Source organism: Aeromonas sp. ASNIH7, from assembly GCF_002903485.1.
GTDB classification, from domain to species: domain Bacteria; phylum Pseudomonadota; class Gammaproteobacteria; order Enterobacterales; family Aeromonadaceae; genus Aeromonas; species Aeromonas caviae.
The window spans coordinates 4,355,607-4,369,835 of record NZ_CP026226.1 but is presented as its reverse complement, the minus strand read 5'-3'; the positions used below and the strand labels follow the sequence as shown (position 1 = coordinate 4,369,835).

At 58.0% G+C, this 14,229-nt stretch carries 13 protein-coding genes and 1 other RNA gene; all 14 read right to left on the bottom strand.

The window, feature by feature from the left end; translation table 11 throughout:
• Positions 1-153: 153 nt before the first annotated feature.
• On the bottom strand, positions 154-1,059 hold the full coding sequence (locus C2U47_RS20440; protein WP_010673874.1) for a ParB N-terminal domain-containing protein: 906 nt from the start codon (positions 1,057-1,059) through the stop codon (positions 154-156).
• 995 nt (positions 1,060-2,054) lie between these two features.
• Positions 2,055-2,627, bottom strand: a complete 573-nt coding sequence (locus C2U47_RS20430) for a recombinase family protein (protein WP_010673872.1) — start codon at positions 2,625-2,627, stop codon at positions 2,055-2,057.
• 13 nt (positions 2,628-2,640) lie between these two features.
• A complete protein-coding gene (locus C2U47_RS20425; protein ID WP_010673871.1) occupies positions 2,641-2,853 on the bottom strand; it encodes an Hha/YmoA family nucleoid-associated regulatory protein in 213 nt (70 codons plus the stop codon).
• Between the two features lie 377 nt (positions 2,854-3,230).
• Complete coding sequence (locus C2U47_RS23010; protein WP_127904506.1) at positions 3,231-4,034, bottom strand: DUF5677 domain-containing protein; 804 nt, start codon at positions 4,032-4,034, stop codon at positions 3,231-3,233.
• A gap of 245 nt (positions 4,035-4,279) precedes the next feature.
• Entirely contained in the window at positions 4,280-4,927 is a 648-nt protein-coding gene (locus C2U47_RS20415) for a hypothetical protein (protein WP_010676217.1), read from the bottom strand.
• An 88-nt stretch (positions 4,928-5,015) separates the two neighbouring features.
• Positions 5,016-6,164 (bottom strand): site-specific integrase, encoded by a 1,149-nt coding sequence (locus C2U47_RS20410; protein ID WP_010674959.1) that lies wholly within the window; start codon positions 6,162-6,164, stop codon positions 5,016-5,018.
• A 97-nt stretch (positions 6,165-6,261) separates the two neighbouring features.
• Positions 6,262-6,358: signal recognition particle sRNA small type (ffs, locus tag C2U47_RS20405), an RNA gene on the bottom strand.
• 102 nt (positions 6,359-6,460) lie between these two features.
• The gene (locus tag C2U47_RS20400; protein ID WP_010674601.1) at positions 6,461-7,249 is read right to left on the bottom strand and encodes a sulfite exporter TauE/SafE family protein; all 789 of its coding nucleotides are present in this window, start codon (positions 7,247-7,249) and stop codon (positions 6,461-6,463) included.
• A gap of 92 nt (positions 7,250-7,341) precedes the next feature.
• Positions 7,342-8,778 (bottom strand): arginine-ornithine antiporter, encoded by a 1,437-nt coding sequence (gene arcD / locus C2U47_RS20395; protein ID WP_010674600.1) that lies wholly within the window; start codon positions 8,776-8,778, stop codon positions 7,342-7,344.
• A 365-nt stretch (positions 8,779-9,143) separates the two neighbouring features.
• Entirely contained in the window at positions 9,144-9,905 is a 762-nt protein-coding gene (locus C2U47_RS20390; protein ID WP_010674599.1) for an SDR family oxidoreductase, read from the bottom strand.
• Positions 9,906-9,976: 71 nt separating this feature from the next.
• Positions 9,977-10,897 carry a 3-hydroxyisobutyrate dehydrogenase gene (gene mmsB / locus C2U47_RS20385; protein WP_010674598.1) on the bottom strand — a complete coding sequence of 307 codons (921 nt, stop codon included), beginning with the start codon at positions 10,895-10,897 and terminating at the stop codon, positions 9,977-9,979.
• A gap of 27 nt (positions 10,898-10,924) precedes the next feature.
• Positions 10,925-12,025 carry an enoyl-CoA hydratase/isomerase family protein gene (locus tag C2U47_RS20380; RefSeq protein WP_029314467.1) on the bottom strand — a complete coding sequence of 367 codons (1,101 nt, stop codon included), beginning with the start codon at positions 12,023-12,025 and terminating at the stop codon, positions 10,925-10,927.
• Positions 12,026-12,103: 78 nt separating this feature from the next.
• A complete protein-coding gene (locus C2U47_RS20375) occupies positions 12,104-12,895 on the bottom strand; it encodes an enoyl-CoA hydratase (protein ID WP_010674596.1) in 792 nt (263 codons plus the stop codon).
• A 118-nt stretch (positions 12,896-13,013) separates the two neighbouring features.
• Entirely contained in the window at positions 13,014-14,171 is a 1,158-nt protein-coding gene (locus C2U47_RS20370) for an acyl-CoA dehydrogenase family protein (protein ID WP_010674595.1), read from the bottom strand.
• Positions 14,172-14,229: the final 58 nt, after the last annotated feature.

Here is a 14,229-nt window from a genome sequence, read left to right as displayed (position 1 = left end):
AGGAGGCTGAGTTACCGGATTTGCCCCTTGGGCATTTTCGGTAAGGCCACAGACCTCCAAGTTTTCATCGGGTAGTGGATAGACATCTCCAACCAATACCGAGACTCGCAAGGCCCTCATTTGTTATTAGTAGCTGTAGTTTTTGGAAAGGCACTATGACTTGGCTGAACGCTCTGCTCGCCTCAATTCCCACAGAGCTCTTGCAGCGATAATCTCGTCAGGCGACATCTTAGATTCAATCTCTTTATGTTTGGCTTGGGCTACTTCAAGTTGGGCTTGAAGAGCATCGATGTTAGCTTTTAGAGCCCTATACTCGGCATGTGCAACCTTCAGTTCTTCTTCGTACATTGCTGGATTTGTTTCGCGAAGATCTGCCAAATTGGCGTAGTACTCGACGCCCGTCATCGGAGTGGTGAAGATGGAGCCAGGACGGATCTTTGGCTCATCATTGCGCTCATCTTCGATAATCTCACGAATAACATCTGATACTGTGGATTGCCCAATTTGCAGTTCCTTAGCAATAGCATTCCCACTCATCCCCTGCTTGTATCTCTTCACGATTGCAACCCAGCGCTTCGATTTCAGCTCTGAATTTTTGGGGTCAACTGCAAGGCGAGCCTGCTTTTTAGTGAGCTGGAGTGCAGCCATAACTTCGTCAATGTTCACCAGAAACGGGTTCTTCATGAACCGCTTTTCATCCATCTGGATTAACTTGTCCACCATTCGTACACGATCTGCTGTGGTGTTCTTGTTACCGTGTGCAGCATTGGCCCGCATGGACAACATGATCACTTCATTCATAGTCTCGCATTCGACGATCTCGTACTGGCCGGCAGGGATCTCAGCGTACCCTGCTGCCTCATACGCTTCGACACGGTGGAAGCCGTCGGTGAGGAACAAGACACCATCGACTCGGGCCACCTGGATTGGGGTCTTCCACTGAACGCCACGTTCGATTAGATCGGTCAGCCCTTCCACTTGTTCCTTGCTCATTTCTGTACGGAACTGTGTGTCGGATGTCCGATTGATGGACGCGATGTTCAACGCAGAAGTTATCATTTTGTCGTTCTCCTATTATCAATCGAGCCACTTTGTGCCTCGTCTGGCAAAGGAAACCCAAACCCACTAACACAAGGTCTGGGCAATGGTCTTGGGGATGGTTCAGATTGGATCGGGATTATAGCGGTACTGATGTGGGTGAAAAAGCCATGGGTCTCAAGGGAAAAGCTAATCCCAGTATTCCCATTACTGTTGATAGGTCTGACAGACGCTAGTGCGTCGATGTTCATCCCCATTGGTCATCTGTCTGGAGGATGCCTAAATGGGCTCACTTGGTTGTCCTAGGAATGATCAGGGGAAGGGCTGTAAGAGGCGACAACAGGACAGCCAATGGGCCATCCTGAAGATACCTGACGTAAGTAAGGTAAGAGAGGTGTTATTTGGGGTGTCTTAAAGGTGTCTTTCAGTATTGGTCTTTTCGTATCCCCCCCTATGGTCAGGGAAAAGTAACGAGCTCCAATTGCCCCTGCTCTGGAGGTCTCTAGAAGGTGTTTTATTGGTGTCTTCGGGATAATCGTCGGGAGTACAGACCTCGGGACAGCCCCACGGACAACAAACAGGGGCATTCAGACGAACAAGCGCAGATTCGGCCCCAGGCTCCCCCTCTGGACCCTTCCAGATAGCCCCTCAGACGCTCTCTCTGATCACCATACGCATTCCCCCATGTTACCCCACACGATCACCCCTGCACGATCTCGCGGGTCCACAGAGAAAGCCTGAAGACAGCAGGGACACGGATGGAAGGGAGAAGGGAGGCAATGAGAAAGGTCCAGAGGGACAGGCGCAGGGTCATCGTCGAGTCCTCCCAAACGACAACCCCCCAAGGTGTCGCGGTGAACAGCCTTGGGGGTCGATTGAAAAACTCGATCAAAGTTGGTCACTCGATCAGCTCTTTCTATTGGTCAGGGTAAATCAGCTTTCTCTAATGTACGTTGGGACAGCCCCAGTGATTGCTCCTTTCGATGGTCCCAGGCTCAACCGATAGACACACTCGATCAACTCAGCTCCCCATCCTCTCGCATCCTTGTTGATAGGCGATGGACCGTCGCTCGGCTGACTCCATGAAGCGTAGCGATTTCCCGCAGGGACTTACCGCCTTCCAACAGGGTCGCCTTGATTGCATCCTCGTCGATACTCTTTGGCCTGCCTGTGTACTTCCCCGCAGCCTTAGCTTTGGCGATACCTTCCATCTGACGCTCCTTGCGTAGAGCCGTCTCGAACTCAGCAAAGGCACCCAGCATGGTGAACATCAGCTTCCCTTGGGCTGTCATCGTCTCTAAGTTCTGGTCCAGTACACGCAGGGTCACGCCCTTGGCTTCCAGTTGTTCCGTAATGTCCAGCAGGTCAGCGAGAGAACGGCCCAGACGGTCCAGCTTGGTGATCACCACATCGTCCCCCTCTCGGACATACCGCAGGAGTTCGGCTAGTTGCTCACGGCCATCTGTGCTGGTCCCTGATACCTTCTCTTGGTACACACGCTCACAACCGGCCTTTGTCAGCTTATCCAGTTGAACATCCAACGATTGACCGACAGACGACACACGTGCATAACCGATAACCTGTCCCATCACTCTCTCCTACTCAATCAACCAATGCCCAAGCTGTCATAGGGACTTTCCCCGCATCAAAATGCCTTCCAGCAGCTATCTCTGCTTGCCGGTGGTCAATCGCTGCGATGACCTTCAGCTCCTCTTGGAGGCCCGTAGCAGCAGCCTTATCAAGCATCCTTGGGGCAACTCTATCCAGTGACTTCCTGTCCTTGAATCGGCGAAGCCTGATAACCAAGTCATTCATGCGGAAATCTCCTTCATCTTCTTCCTATTGCTTCAACGTGAGTCCTTGTCGGTGTTACGCTGTCACATTAAGGTCTTGATCCAATGGGACTTAGATTATGAAACAGAAATGAGACGGTCAATCCCCCACGTGAAAAATCGTCTCACTGGGTATACCAATTGGGACGGTCGGAATGATAGAAGATAGAGTTGGACAAATCTGTAGATAAACCCAGAGTGAAGGTGGCAGATCATTAGAGTCACATGACAGGGAAGAGAGCTGGAAGTTTCATGGATGACCCGCCAGCATACCCCCAAGGGGGGAATGAAGATGCTGGTGATTCCTTGAAAGGGCCTATAAATTTTTTTCAAAAATCACCAACATTGTCTTTTCAATGGTTATTTAATTTTGAGATGCTCAAGACCATTAAAAAGAACAGAGAAGTTGTTATTTGCCATACTAAAAATCGGAACCAACCATTCGAGGATCATGATGTGATAGTACAATTCTTGAGCACAATAAACCCCTTTCCCTCTCTCATGTTCTGCAAGCCGATAGAATGCCATGGGAAACGTATGGACTTGAGATGATAGAAATCGGTAGATCGCTCTAAATGATGGAGTTGAGATGCCTATTTTTGTTACAAGATCATCTTGGGACATGTTGAATGCTTCAACCCCACGTAAATAGTGATTTCTCTTCTTCTCAGGTAACGCGGAAAAAATTGGATTAGCATTTAACTCATCCTTACAGATTAACAGAACTTCATTATCCTTTAATAATTCTGCTTTTTTCTCTTCATTTGCTTCCAAGTCACATGTGAATTTAATCCGTGAAACATGGTCGTGCAGATTAAGAAGTCGCCATCTGAAATCCCACTCGTCCTTTGATACATCATCAATGCACAAGTAGAAAAACATCAGGTAGTTCTCAAGAAACACTCTACTTAGGGATGCAACAGATGCAAAATCCCAATGCTGTATTTCGAGCTTACGATTTGAGTTTGGAAGAATTTTTTGCATTGACTTGCCTGTCACACATAACTTCGTGAACAATGCTGATGCGTACCAATGCTTCCCCTCAGGCGCAGGGATTCTGCTGTATTTTACAGACAGAGCAATTGCTGTATTTAATAATGCAGAAAACTCGTCATAAAAATCTTTATACATTGGCCCGTTATAACTAATGTTTAATTTTTCCATTTTCTCTACACTATTTTAGTGAAAATTAAATTGGCATTATGTCCTCGCCATGGAATGCCGCGCAATTAAAATGAAAGGATCCTGTGAATCTTGCCAGCTAAACCTCAGGCCATCCTTCCAGCCCTGCATACGGTCAGCCTTCCTGTACTCACCGACCAGTAGGCTCTCTCACACATTCTCATCTCCCCCTTCCTCAGATGTTTTTGTGACGTACTAGGGGGTAAACATGGCGAGCTTATTGACCATTATTCCACTTTCGGCGATTGGATAATACTGGTGTTTCCCCTATTATCAGCAGGCTCGCCAGGTAAGAGTCCGGATAGTAATAAATGCTCTCCATCAGGGGAGCTCATAAACTCTATCAGTTCACTCTTGGCTTTTTCGGCGACAGTCAGGAGAGAATGTAACGCCTCTCTATTGTCCTTGATGATGCTGGCTGCAATCGCCAAATAGCGGATTGCCTCTTGGCAATTGGCCTCCGAGTTCAACGTAAATTGTGACAGGAAATGATGCACCAGCTCATTTCGTAACCCGACCAGCTGTTTGAGTTTTTCATTCATCCACTCCCCGCCTTCCAGGCCAAAACTGAAGCGGAAGTAAACTCGGCCGTTCAGAGCGTCATCATCAATTTCTTGCTCATTCTCCAACGTCGTTCTTTGGTTCCACTGACCAACCAAATACCCCAATGTTTTTCCGCCTAGAAGCTGACGGTCACGTTCTACGTTACGAGCCAACTCATCGGAGAACCCGCTCACCTTTAGAGTGGGCAGGGCTGCTTTGAGCATCAATTCAAACTGTTGCAACTGGAGGAGACATCGCCCGTACTCCAACGCAATTTGCTCTTTCAGGTCATTCAAACCAGATTGAGCCGTGTCAGGCCTATGGTGTTCCAATGGAGCTCTTCCTTGTGCTCATTAGCATCCAGCTAATAGTGGCTATTTGAGTTGAAGTACCTACTAGATGTTCACCAATGTAGCGCGTTCATAGTGCGACTTCGATAGCTGCCTGTAGCTTCTCGACTGCTATTCCACCACCATACCTGTCGTAGCTGATGGCACCATTGGTATGCCCCAAGATTGCCGCTGCATACTGTAACGGCACCCCATGATCCTTCAACACTGTTGCCACAGTATGCCGCAAGCTGTGGAAGTCTTTGTCTACAGGACGATGACGACTGAACCACTGCCCCCAAAGATGGCTGTAACCGTCTTGTCGATGAGGTAGCTCAGGGAACAACCGTCCCCCTTCCCTTTCCTGCACAAAGTCGATAAAGCCACCAGCAATCAGCGAGGAGTGAATAGGGATCAGGCGGGCACTGTTGGCCGTCTTGAGCTTCTGGTCTGGGCGGTTGTCTCTGATGTTCAGGCACCACACCCTGTCGACCTGCTGCACATCGTCCGCGTACAACTGGCAGATCTCATTGGCTCTCGCTCCGGTATACAGGCCGAGCAGCGCAATCCACTTGCGGTATGGCTCCTGCTGCTTCGCCCATTGGATCAACCGTTGCTTCTCCGCAGATGTATAGCTACTTCGAGCATTGACCTCTTTGACCCGTTGTAGCTTGAGCCCAGCGAAGTGATTAACGATGCCTTCGTGGTGATTGCCGAGCCAAACGAACAACAGAGAGAGCTTCTGGAGGTACTTGTTGATAGTCGTCGGGCTCTTGCCTGAGTTCAGCAATTCGTCCTTGAACTTGACCACATCGGCCTTGCTGTAAGCGGTGGGAGATCTATCCCCCAGCGACTTGATGAAGTAACCGATGTAGTTCTTCTGGTTACTAAGCTCTTTTGGTGCCCAGGAGAGCGCCTTCTCTTTCAGATAACGGTCACTCAGTTCTGAGAGTACTGGAGATGCAATGGCAGAGGGACCCACAGGGGCAGAACTGGCCGCTGAGGGTGTCTGTTGCTGTAGTCGCTGAGGCTCCGGCAGGGAGCTTGGCTGAGGTTCTGGCTGGACAGTCTCAGGCTTTACCCGAGAACGCGCACAGGCGAGCAACTGAGCCACCTTGTCACGTGCGACCAGCTTGTCCCGAGTACGGAGAGATTTCTTGATGTCCTTGCGGCGTCCACACGAAAGAACGGTCACCTTGCGGTAGTACCAGATACCTTGCGGAGAGAGCCAGAGATTCACGATGAAGACTCCTGATTCATCCACACAAAGTGGATTACCAAGAGGTCTTAAGGGGGCTATTAGCTGTAACTTATTGAATTGCAGAAACAAGTGGTGGCCCTACCAGCCACATCCCGGCACTCGAGTCCCCCGCCTTGGCTGCTACCTTCCGGTCCTGACCAGGTCGACGGGTTATCAATGCGAGAGGACCAATAGGACCACCGGCGAGGAGAATAGGCAAACTGGCCCCTCAATGCAATGGCTTTCTACCGCATCGCGAGCCGTTCGCCTTATTTTTCAACAATCTGGCCAAGGGTTCAGCTAAAGAGCATGAATTTGGCACCCACCAGCAACATGAGCAGGGCAAAGGCCTGCTTGAGCCGCCGGGGTGACATACTGTGTGCCAGTCTGGCGCCCAGACGGGCAAACTGGGTGCTGGTGAGCACGATGCCAAGCAGGGCCGGCAGATAGATGAATCCGACGCTCCACTCGGGCAGATCGGCGTCTCCCCAACCGGCATAGAGGTAGCTGAGGCTGCCTGCCAGGGCGATGGGCATGCTGCAGGCGGCGGAGGCGGCCACGGCGTTGCGCATGGGCACCGAGTTCCAGGTGAGGTAAGGCACGGTCAGCGAGCCGCCACCGATGCCGAACAAGGCCGACATCCAGCCGATGACGGTGCCGGCGATCCCGGTACCAAGGGGGCCCGGCATGTGTCGCTCCGCTTTTGGCCTCAAATTGAGCCCCATCTGCAGGGCCATGGTCCAGGCGAAGCAGCCGATGATGATGTTGAGGGTGCTGGCGCTCAGCAGATTGGCGGTCATGCCGCCGAGCCAGGCACCGACCAGCATGCCGGCGCCCAGGCGCCGAATCATCCCCCAGTCCACCGCTCCTGCCTCCTGGTGCGCACGCAGGGAGCTGAAACCGGTGAAGATCATGGTGGGCAGCGAGGTGCCGAGGGCCAGATGGGTGATGATCTCCGGCGCCACGCCCTGTGCGTGAAAACTCAGGACCAGCACGGGGACGATGATGAGGCCGCCGCCGATACCGAACAGCCCGGCCAGCATGCCCGCGAAGGCCCCCAACACCAGATAGCCCACAAACAGCATAAACATTCCTTCAATAACGAAACAGCGGTCAACTTGACCGCCATTGCCCATAAAAAAAGAGATGGCATCTTGCCATCCCTTTATTGTGCCGATTAATGCAGGGGAATGGTACCGTCCATCACCTTGTAGAACGCCAGCACGGCGCAACCGAGCAGGGCTGCCGTCATCCCCTGCTCCAGCCGGTTGAGGCTGCGCAGGCCGTGGTGCTGGCGCGCCTTCCAGTAGATGAAGATCCCCGGGCTGTAGAGCAGCGCCACCAGCAAGAGGTACTCCACCCCGGCGGCATAGACCAGCCAGCAGCCATAGACGGTGGCCACCAGGGCCAACAGCAGGTCGCGCTTGCGCTGATGGGGCTGGCCCGCGTAGGTCTCCCCTTTCAACGCCAGCTTGAGGCCGTAAGCACCGGAGAAGACATAGGGCACCAGGGCCGCCGAGGTGGCGATGTTCACCAACGCCAGATAGGTGCTGTTCTGGAAGTAGATGATGATGAGGAAGATCTGCACCAGGCAGGTGGAGCACCAGAGCGACACCTTGGGGGAGCCGTTCTTGTTCTCCTTGGCGAACCAGGCCGGGAAGACCCCGGTCTTGCCCGCGATGTAGGGCACTTCCGCCGCCAGCACGGTCCAGCTCAGCAGGGCCCCCATCACCGAGATCACCAGGCCGATGTTGATGAGCCAGGCACCCCAGGGGCCGACCACGGCTTCCAGGATCATGGCGGTGGAGGGGTTCTTGAGGGCCGCCAGTTGCGGCTGGTTCATGACCCCCAGGGAGAACAGGGTCACCATGACGTAGAGCGCCAGGGCCCCCAGCAGCGCCAGCACGGTGGCGCGGCCCACGTCCTTGCGATGGCGGGCACGGGCGGAGACCACCACGGCCCCCTCGATGCCGATGAAGACCCAGAGGGTCACCTTCATGGTGGACTTCACCTGATCCATCACGGAGCCGAGCTCGGGACTCCCCTGCCCCCAGAGATCCAGGGTGAAGGTCTCCATGTTGAAAGCGAGCAGGATGGCCACGCAGAAGACGATGAGGGGCACCATCTTGGCGATGGTGGTGACGATGTTCACCAGCGCCGCCACCTGGATGCCGCGCAGCACCAGGGCATGCACCGACCAGATGAGCAGGGAAGCGAGCGTGATGGCGACCGGGGTGTTGCCGTCACCGAAGATGACATTGTCCGGCGTGTCGAAGAAGTAGCTCAGCGCACTGAACACCACGATGGCGTAGGAGACGTTGGCCAGCAGCTGGCACAGCCAGTAACCCCAGGCGGCGTTGAAGCCGACGAAATCCCCGAACCCCGCCTTGGCGTAGCTGAAGATGCCGCCATCGAGATCCGGTCGACGCATGGAGAGATTCTGGTAGACCAGGGCGAGGCAGATCATGCCGATCCCCGTGATGGCCCATCCCAGGGCGACTGCCCCGGCACTGGCGTGCGCTGCGATGTTTTGCGGCAGACTGAAAACCCCGGCACCGACCATGGAGCCGATCACCAGCGAAATGAGGGCACCCAGCCCCAGTTTCTTGTCCATCTCAAACCTGTTTTATTAGGCGGCGGCTGAGCATCCGTATTCATACAGCGCGCGACATGGGAGGGGCTAGAAATCCGTACCCCGTGAAAAAGGCGGCAACTATATTGCATGACTATTCCGGCCGCAATCCCTCTTGCCGTCAATCATGAGCCGCCTTGACCGCGCGCAATTTTACAGCACTGACCCGGGGTGCCTGTGAGCTGGTTCAAATTAAGAAAGACCCGTTGATATTTCACGACTTTTCATGATGTCGCCCCGCTTTTCAAAAGCCGGACCTGCATGGCTATGCACCCTTGCACTGGGGCCTTTCCCCTGCAAAAACGCCCCTGCAGGAGGGGCGTCAGAGAGGGTATATGCAGGGGGGACTAGAGCCTCAAGCCGCCGTCCAGCTCGATCATCCGCCCGGACAGATAGTCGTTGGCAAGGATGAACTGCACCGTCTGGGCCAGCTGCGCCGCCTGCCCCAGGGTGCCCACCGGGATGGCCTGTTGCATGCGGGCCATGGCTTCGGGCTTCATCGCCGCCGTCATGTCGGTGGCAAAGACGCCGGGGGCGATGCCCATCACCCGGATGCCGTGACGGGCCAGCTCCTTCCCCCAGGTGACCACCAGAGAGGCCACCCCCGCCTTGCTGGCGGCATAGTTGCTCTGGCCCATGTTGCCGGCCCGGGCGATGGAGGAGATGTTGATGATGACGCCCCCCTCCCCGCCGGTGGCCATCAGCGCCGCCCCCTCGCGCCCGCACAGGAAAGTGCCGGTGAGATTGACGTCGATGACGCTCTGCCACTGGGCCAGGCTCATCTTCTCCGTCAGTGCCCCCTCCTTCACCTTGATCAGCATGCCGTCGCGCAGGATGCCGGCACAGTTGACGAGGCCGTGCAGCGCACCGAACTGATCCTTGATGGCGGCGAAGGTCGCCTCGACCTCTGGCTCGCTTGCCACGTTGCAGACGAACAGGGCGCAGCGGCCGTCACGGCTGCGCACTTCTGCCTCGGTCACCTCCAGATCGGTGCGGTTGACATCGATGAGCGCAAGCACGGCCCCCTGCTCCGCCAGACTCAGAGCGATGGCGCGGCCCAGCCCCCTACCCGCCCCCGTGATGGCGATGACTTTCCGTGTGATATCCATAAATGCTCCTGGTGAGATGGCCGGTGACTGTCGAGTCAAAGACTATCGGGTAAATAGGTAGATAGCGGCCCTTAACCCGGCGCTGTCTTGTCCCGATAGAGCTCGAGGATGCTGGAAAAATCCTTGTTCTCCTGGCCCAGGCTCGCGTGCAGGTTGAAGAGGTTGCGGGCCAGGGCCCCCATGGGCACGGCGCTGTGGGCATGTTCCGCCAACGCCATGGCGAGCCCCAAATCCTTGACCATCAGCCGGGTCATAAAGCCCCCTGCATACCCACGGGACGCCGGCACGTTCTCCATCACACCGGGCCAGGGGTTGTAGCGCTCCAGGCTCCAGTTGTTGCCCGAACTCTTGCCCATGATGGTGGAGAGCACGACGGGATCCAGCCCCTCCTTGACCCCGAGCGCCAGCGCCTCGGCGGTGCCCGCCATGTGGATGGCGAGCAGCATGTTGTTGCACATCTTGGCGATCTGGCCGGCGCCAAGCGCCCCGGCGTGAAACAGGTTCTGCCCCATGCAGGCGAGCACGGGTCTGGCCGCTTCATAATCCGCTTGTTCGCCGCCGACGATGAAAGTGAGCGTGCCCGCCGCCGCACCGGCCACCCCTCCCGAGACGGGGGCATCGAGAAAACGGATGCCGCTCGCCTTCGCCGCCGCCCCCACCTGACGGGTCGAGGCCACGTCTATGGTGGAGCAGTCGATGACCAAGGTGCCGGGCGACAGGGCCGCCAGCAGATCCTGGCCACCCCGCTCACCGACACTCTCCCCCAGCCAGAGGCTGCGCACGTGCTCCCCCGCTGGCAGCATGCTGATGACCAGCTCGCAGCCGCTCACCGCTTCCCGGGCATTCCCGGCGGCAATGCAGCCAGCCTCGATGGCCCGGCTCAGGCTCTCGGGCACCAGATCAAACACCTGCATCCTGTGCCCCGCCCTGGCCAGGTTGGCGGCCATGGGGCCCCCCATGTTGCCAAGCCCGATAAACCCAATCCTTGTCATGGTGTGCTCCTTGTGTGTGATCCCGCGTCAGCGGAGGCGCAAGGGGTTGTCCCCCTCGGGCCAGCGATAGAAGGCATCCAGCCAGGCCTCGCCCGCCTGCGGGGCCTGCCAGCGAGGGGATTTGTCCTTGTCGATGAGCAGAGCCCGCACCCCTTCCACGAAGTCCCCTCTGAGCACGCAATTGACCGAGAGGGTCAGCTCGTCGGCAAACACCTCGGCCAGGGACTGGCGCCGTGCCTGCCAGAACTGGCGCCAGAGGATGGCGCGGCTGATGGGGCTGCCGCGAAGGCAGGTCTCCCGCCCCTGAGTCAGCGCCGGTTCGTCCAGCTCGGCGCCCTCGAGGCGTGCCAGCACCCCTTGCAGAGAGCGGCCAGCCAACAGCGCATCGATGCGGGCCTGGTGGGGCAGCAGTACGGGAGGGGGCAATGCCTGACCAGGGACCTCCTGCAAATCGGTGAGCAGCACCTCGATCTGCTCGCAGGGGTCGCCTGCGGACCAGTCGAGGGCGGCGAGGCGCGCCGGCAGCTCCACCCGCTCGCGGCTCCCCATGGCGTGATCCGCGAGCCCCAGGCCGATGGCGTCCGCCCCGTTGAAGCGGGCACCGGTGAGGCCGAGCCAGAGTCCGAGCCGCCCCGGCATCCGGCTCAAAAACCAGCTGGCCCCCACATCCGGATAGAGGCCTATGGTCACCTCCGGCATGGCGAACAGACTCTTCTCTGTCACCACCCGAAAAGCGGCCCCGGCAAAGAGGCCGATGCCGCCCCCCATGCAGATGCCGTCCGCCACGCAGACAAGGGGCTTGCCGTAGCAGTGGATGTGATGATCGAGCCGGTACTCCTGCAGGAAGAAGTCGCGGGCATAGCCGAACAATTCAGAGTGGCTCGCCTCCTGCTTGCGGTAATAAAAGGAGCGGATGTCACCACCGGCGCAGAATGCCTTCTCGCCGGCCCCTTGCAACAACACGCAGACGATGGCCGGATCCTGCTCCCAGCGGGTCAACGCCCCCTGCAACAACTGGATCATCTCAAGGCTCAGGGCGTTGAGGGAGGCGGGGCTGTCCAGAGTCAGCATGCCGATGTGGCGGCCATCCGCCGTGGGGTGGGTCTCGATGAGCACGGGCTCACTCATGGGCAGCCCCCGTAGACCGGGTATCTGCCCCTGCGACATGGCGGGTCGCCATCAATACCTCATTCATCCTTCGCTCCCTCACTCTTTCGGTTTGGATTGGTCGTAACGCCAGCGCGGGGCCCGCTTCTCCAGGAAGGCCGCCACCCCTTCGCGCTGATTGGCATCGTCAAACAGGGCGAGAAAGAGGCTGCGCTCGAGTGGCAGCGCCGCGTCCCTGTGGGTGCTTCGCCCCTGATTGATGAGCTGTTTGCAGGCGCGCAGGGCGCTCGGGCTCTGGCGCTCCACCAGCTGGGCCATCTGCTGCGCCGCCTCCCAAGCGTGCCCCTCGGTCACCACCTCCTCCACCAGCCCCATCTCGTAGGCCAGGGTGGCGCTCACCTTCTCGCCGCAGAGGATCATCCGCTTGGCCCAGCCCGGCCCCACCAGCTCGGTGAGGCGCTGGGTGCCGCCGGCGCAGGGCAACAAACCCACCGAGGCCTCTGGCAACCCCAGCTTGGCCTGCTGCTCGGCGATGCGGATGTCGCAGGCCAGCGCAACTTCGAGCCCCCCTCCCATGGCATAGCCGTTGATGGCGGCGATGCTGACCCCGTGAAAGCGGGCCAGCGCCTCGAAGGCGTGGCCAAAGGCCTCGGCCACCTCGCGGGCATGCGCCAGGCTGCCGTCGGCGAACATCTTGAGATCGGCGCCGGCGCAGAAGAATTTCTCTCCAGCACCGCGGATCACCAGGGCCACCACGTCGGGGCGACCATCCAGCTCCACCATCATCTGTAAGAAGGCTTTCAGGCTGGCGAGCGTCCAGGTGTTGGCGGGTGGGTGATCGAGGGTGATGTAGGCCACGTGGCCGTGATATTCGAGCCTGATCCTTGTCATTGCGTTGTCCTTGTCAAAAAACCTGCCCCATGATGACAGGGTTGAATGGAGCCAACCTGCACCTGGCTCACAAAGCCTGAGGACGCGCCGACTGCGTCCTCAGAGCAGGCCCCTCCCGCTACTCCAGCGACAGGCCAGGGTCGGCCAGCAGGCGGCGGGCGATGATGAGCCGCATCACTTCATTCGTCCCTTCCAGAATGCGGTGCACCCGGGTGTCGCGCAGATAGCGCTCGAGCGGATACTCGCGGATATAACCATAGCCGCCAAAGAGTTGCAGGGCGTCGTCGCAGATGCGGTGACCCACGTCGGTGGCAAAACGCTTGGCCATGGCGCACCAGGCGCTCTTGTCCGGGCTGCCCCCATCGAGTTTGGCGGCCGCCTGGCGCACCAGCAGGCGGGCGGCGGCGAGCTCGGTGGCCATGTCGGCCAGGCGAAACTGCACGCTCTGGAATTCGCTGATCGGGTGTCCAAATTGCTGGCGCTGCTGCACATGGGCCAGGGCATCGTTGAGAGCCTGCTGGGCTGTGCCCAGCGAACAGCTGGCGATGTTGATGCGCCCCCCATCGAGCGCCTGCATGGCGAACTTGAACCCTTCCCCCTCCTCCCCCAGCCGGAAGCGAGCGGGAATGCGCACGGCATTGAAGTTCACCTCCCGGGTCGGCTGGCTGTTCCAGCCCATCTTTTCCTCCGCCTTGCCGTAACTCACGCCAGGGGTCTGGGCCGGTACCATGAAGGCAGAGATCCCCTTGGCCCCCTCGCCACCGGTGCGGGCCATCACCACCAGCACGTCGGTGCTGCCGGCGCCCGAGATGAACACCTTGCTGCCGTCGAGGAGGTAATCTTCGCCATCGCGCACGGCGCGGGTCTTGAGGGCCGCAGCGTCGGAGCCCGCCCCCGGCTCGGTGAGGCAGTAGGAGCCCAGCAGCTCGCCGCTGGCGAGCCTGGGTACCCACTCCTCGGCCACCTCGGCAGGCAGCCAGCTGCCCAGCATCCAGCTCACCATGTTGTGGATGGTGAGATAGGCGGTGGTGGAGGTGCAGCCCATGGCGAGGCGCTCGAAGATGAGGCTGGCATCGAGCCGGCTCAGGCCCAGACCGTCATACTGCTCCGGGGTATAGAGGCCGCACAGGCCCAGCGCCGCCGCCTGCTTGATGGTGGGGATGGGGAACTCGTGCTCCCTGTCCCAGTGCGCGGCATGGGGTTTGAGCGCCAGATCGGCGAAGGCGCCGGCCGACTCGACACAGGCCCGTTGGGATTCGGTCAGGGTAAAATCCATCTTGTTCGCTTCCTTTGTACTTGTTCCGTCGATCCGTTGCTGTCAATGGGGGCACCCG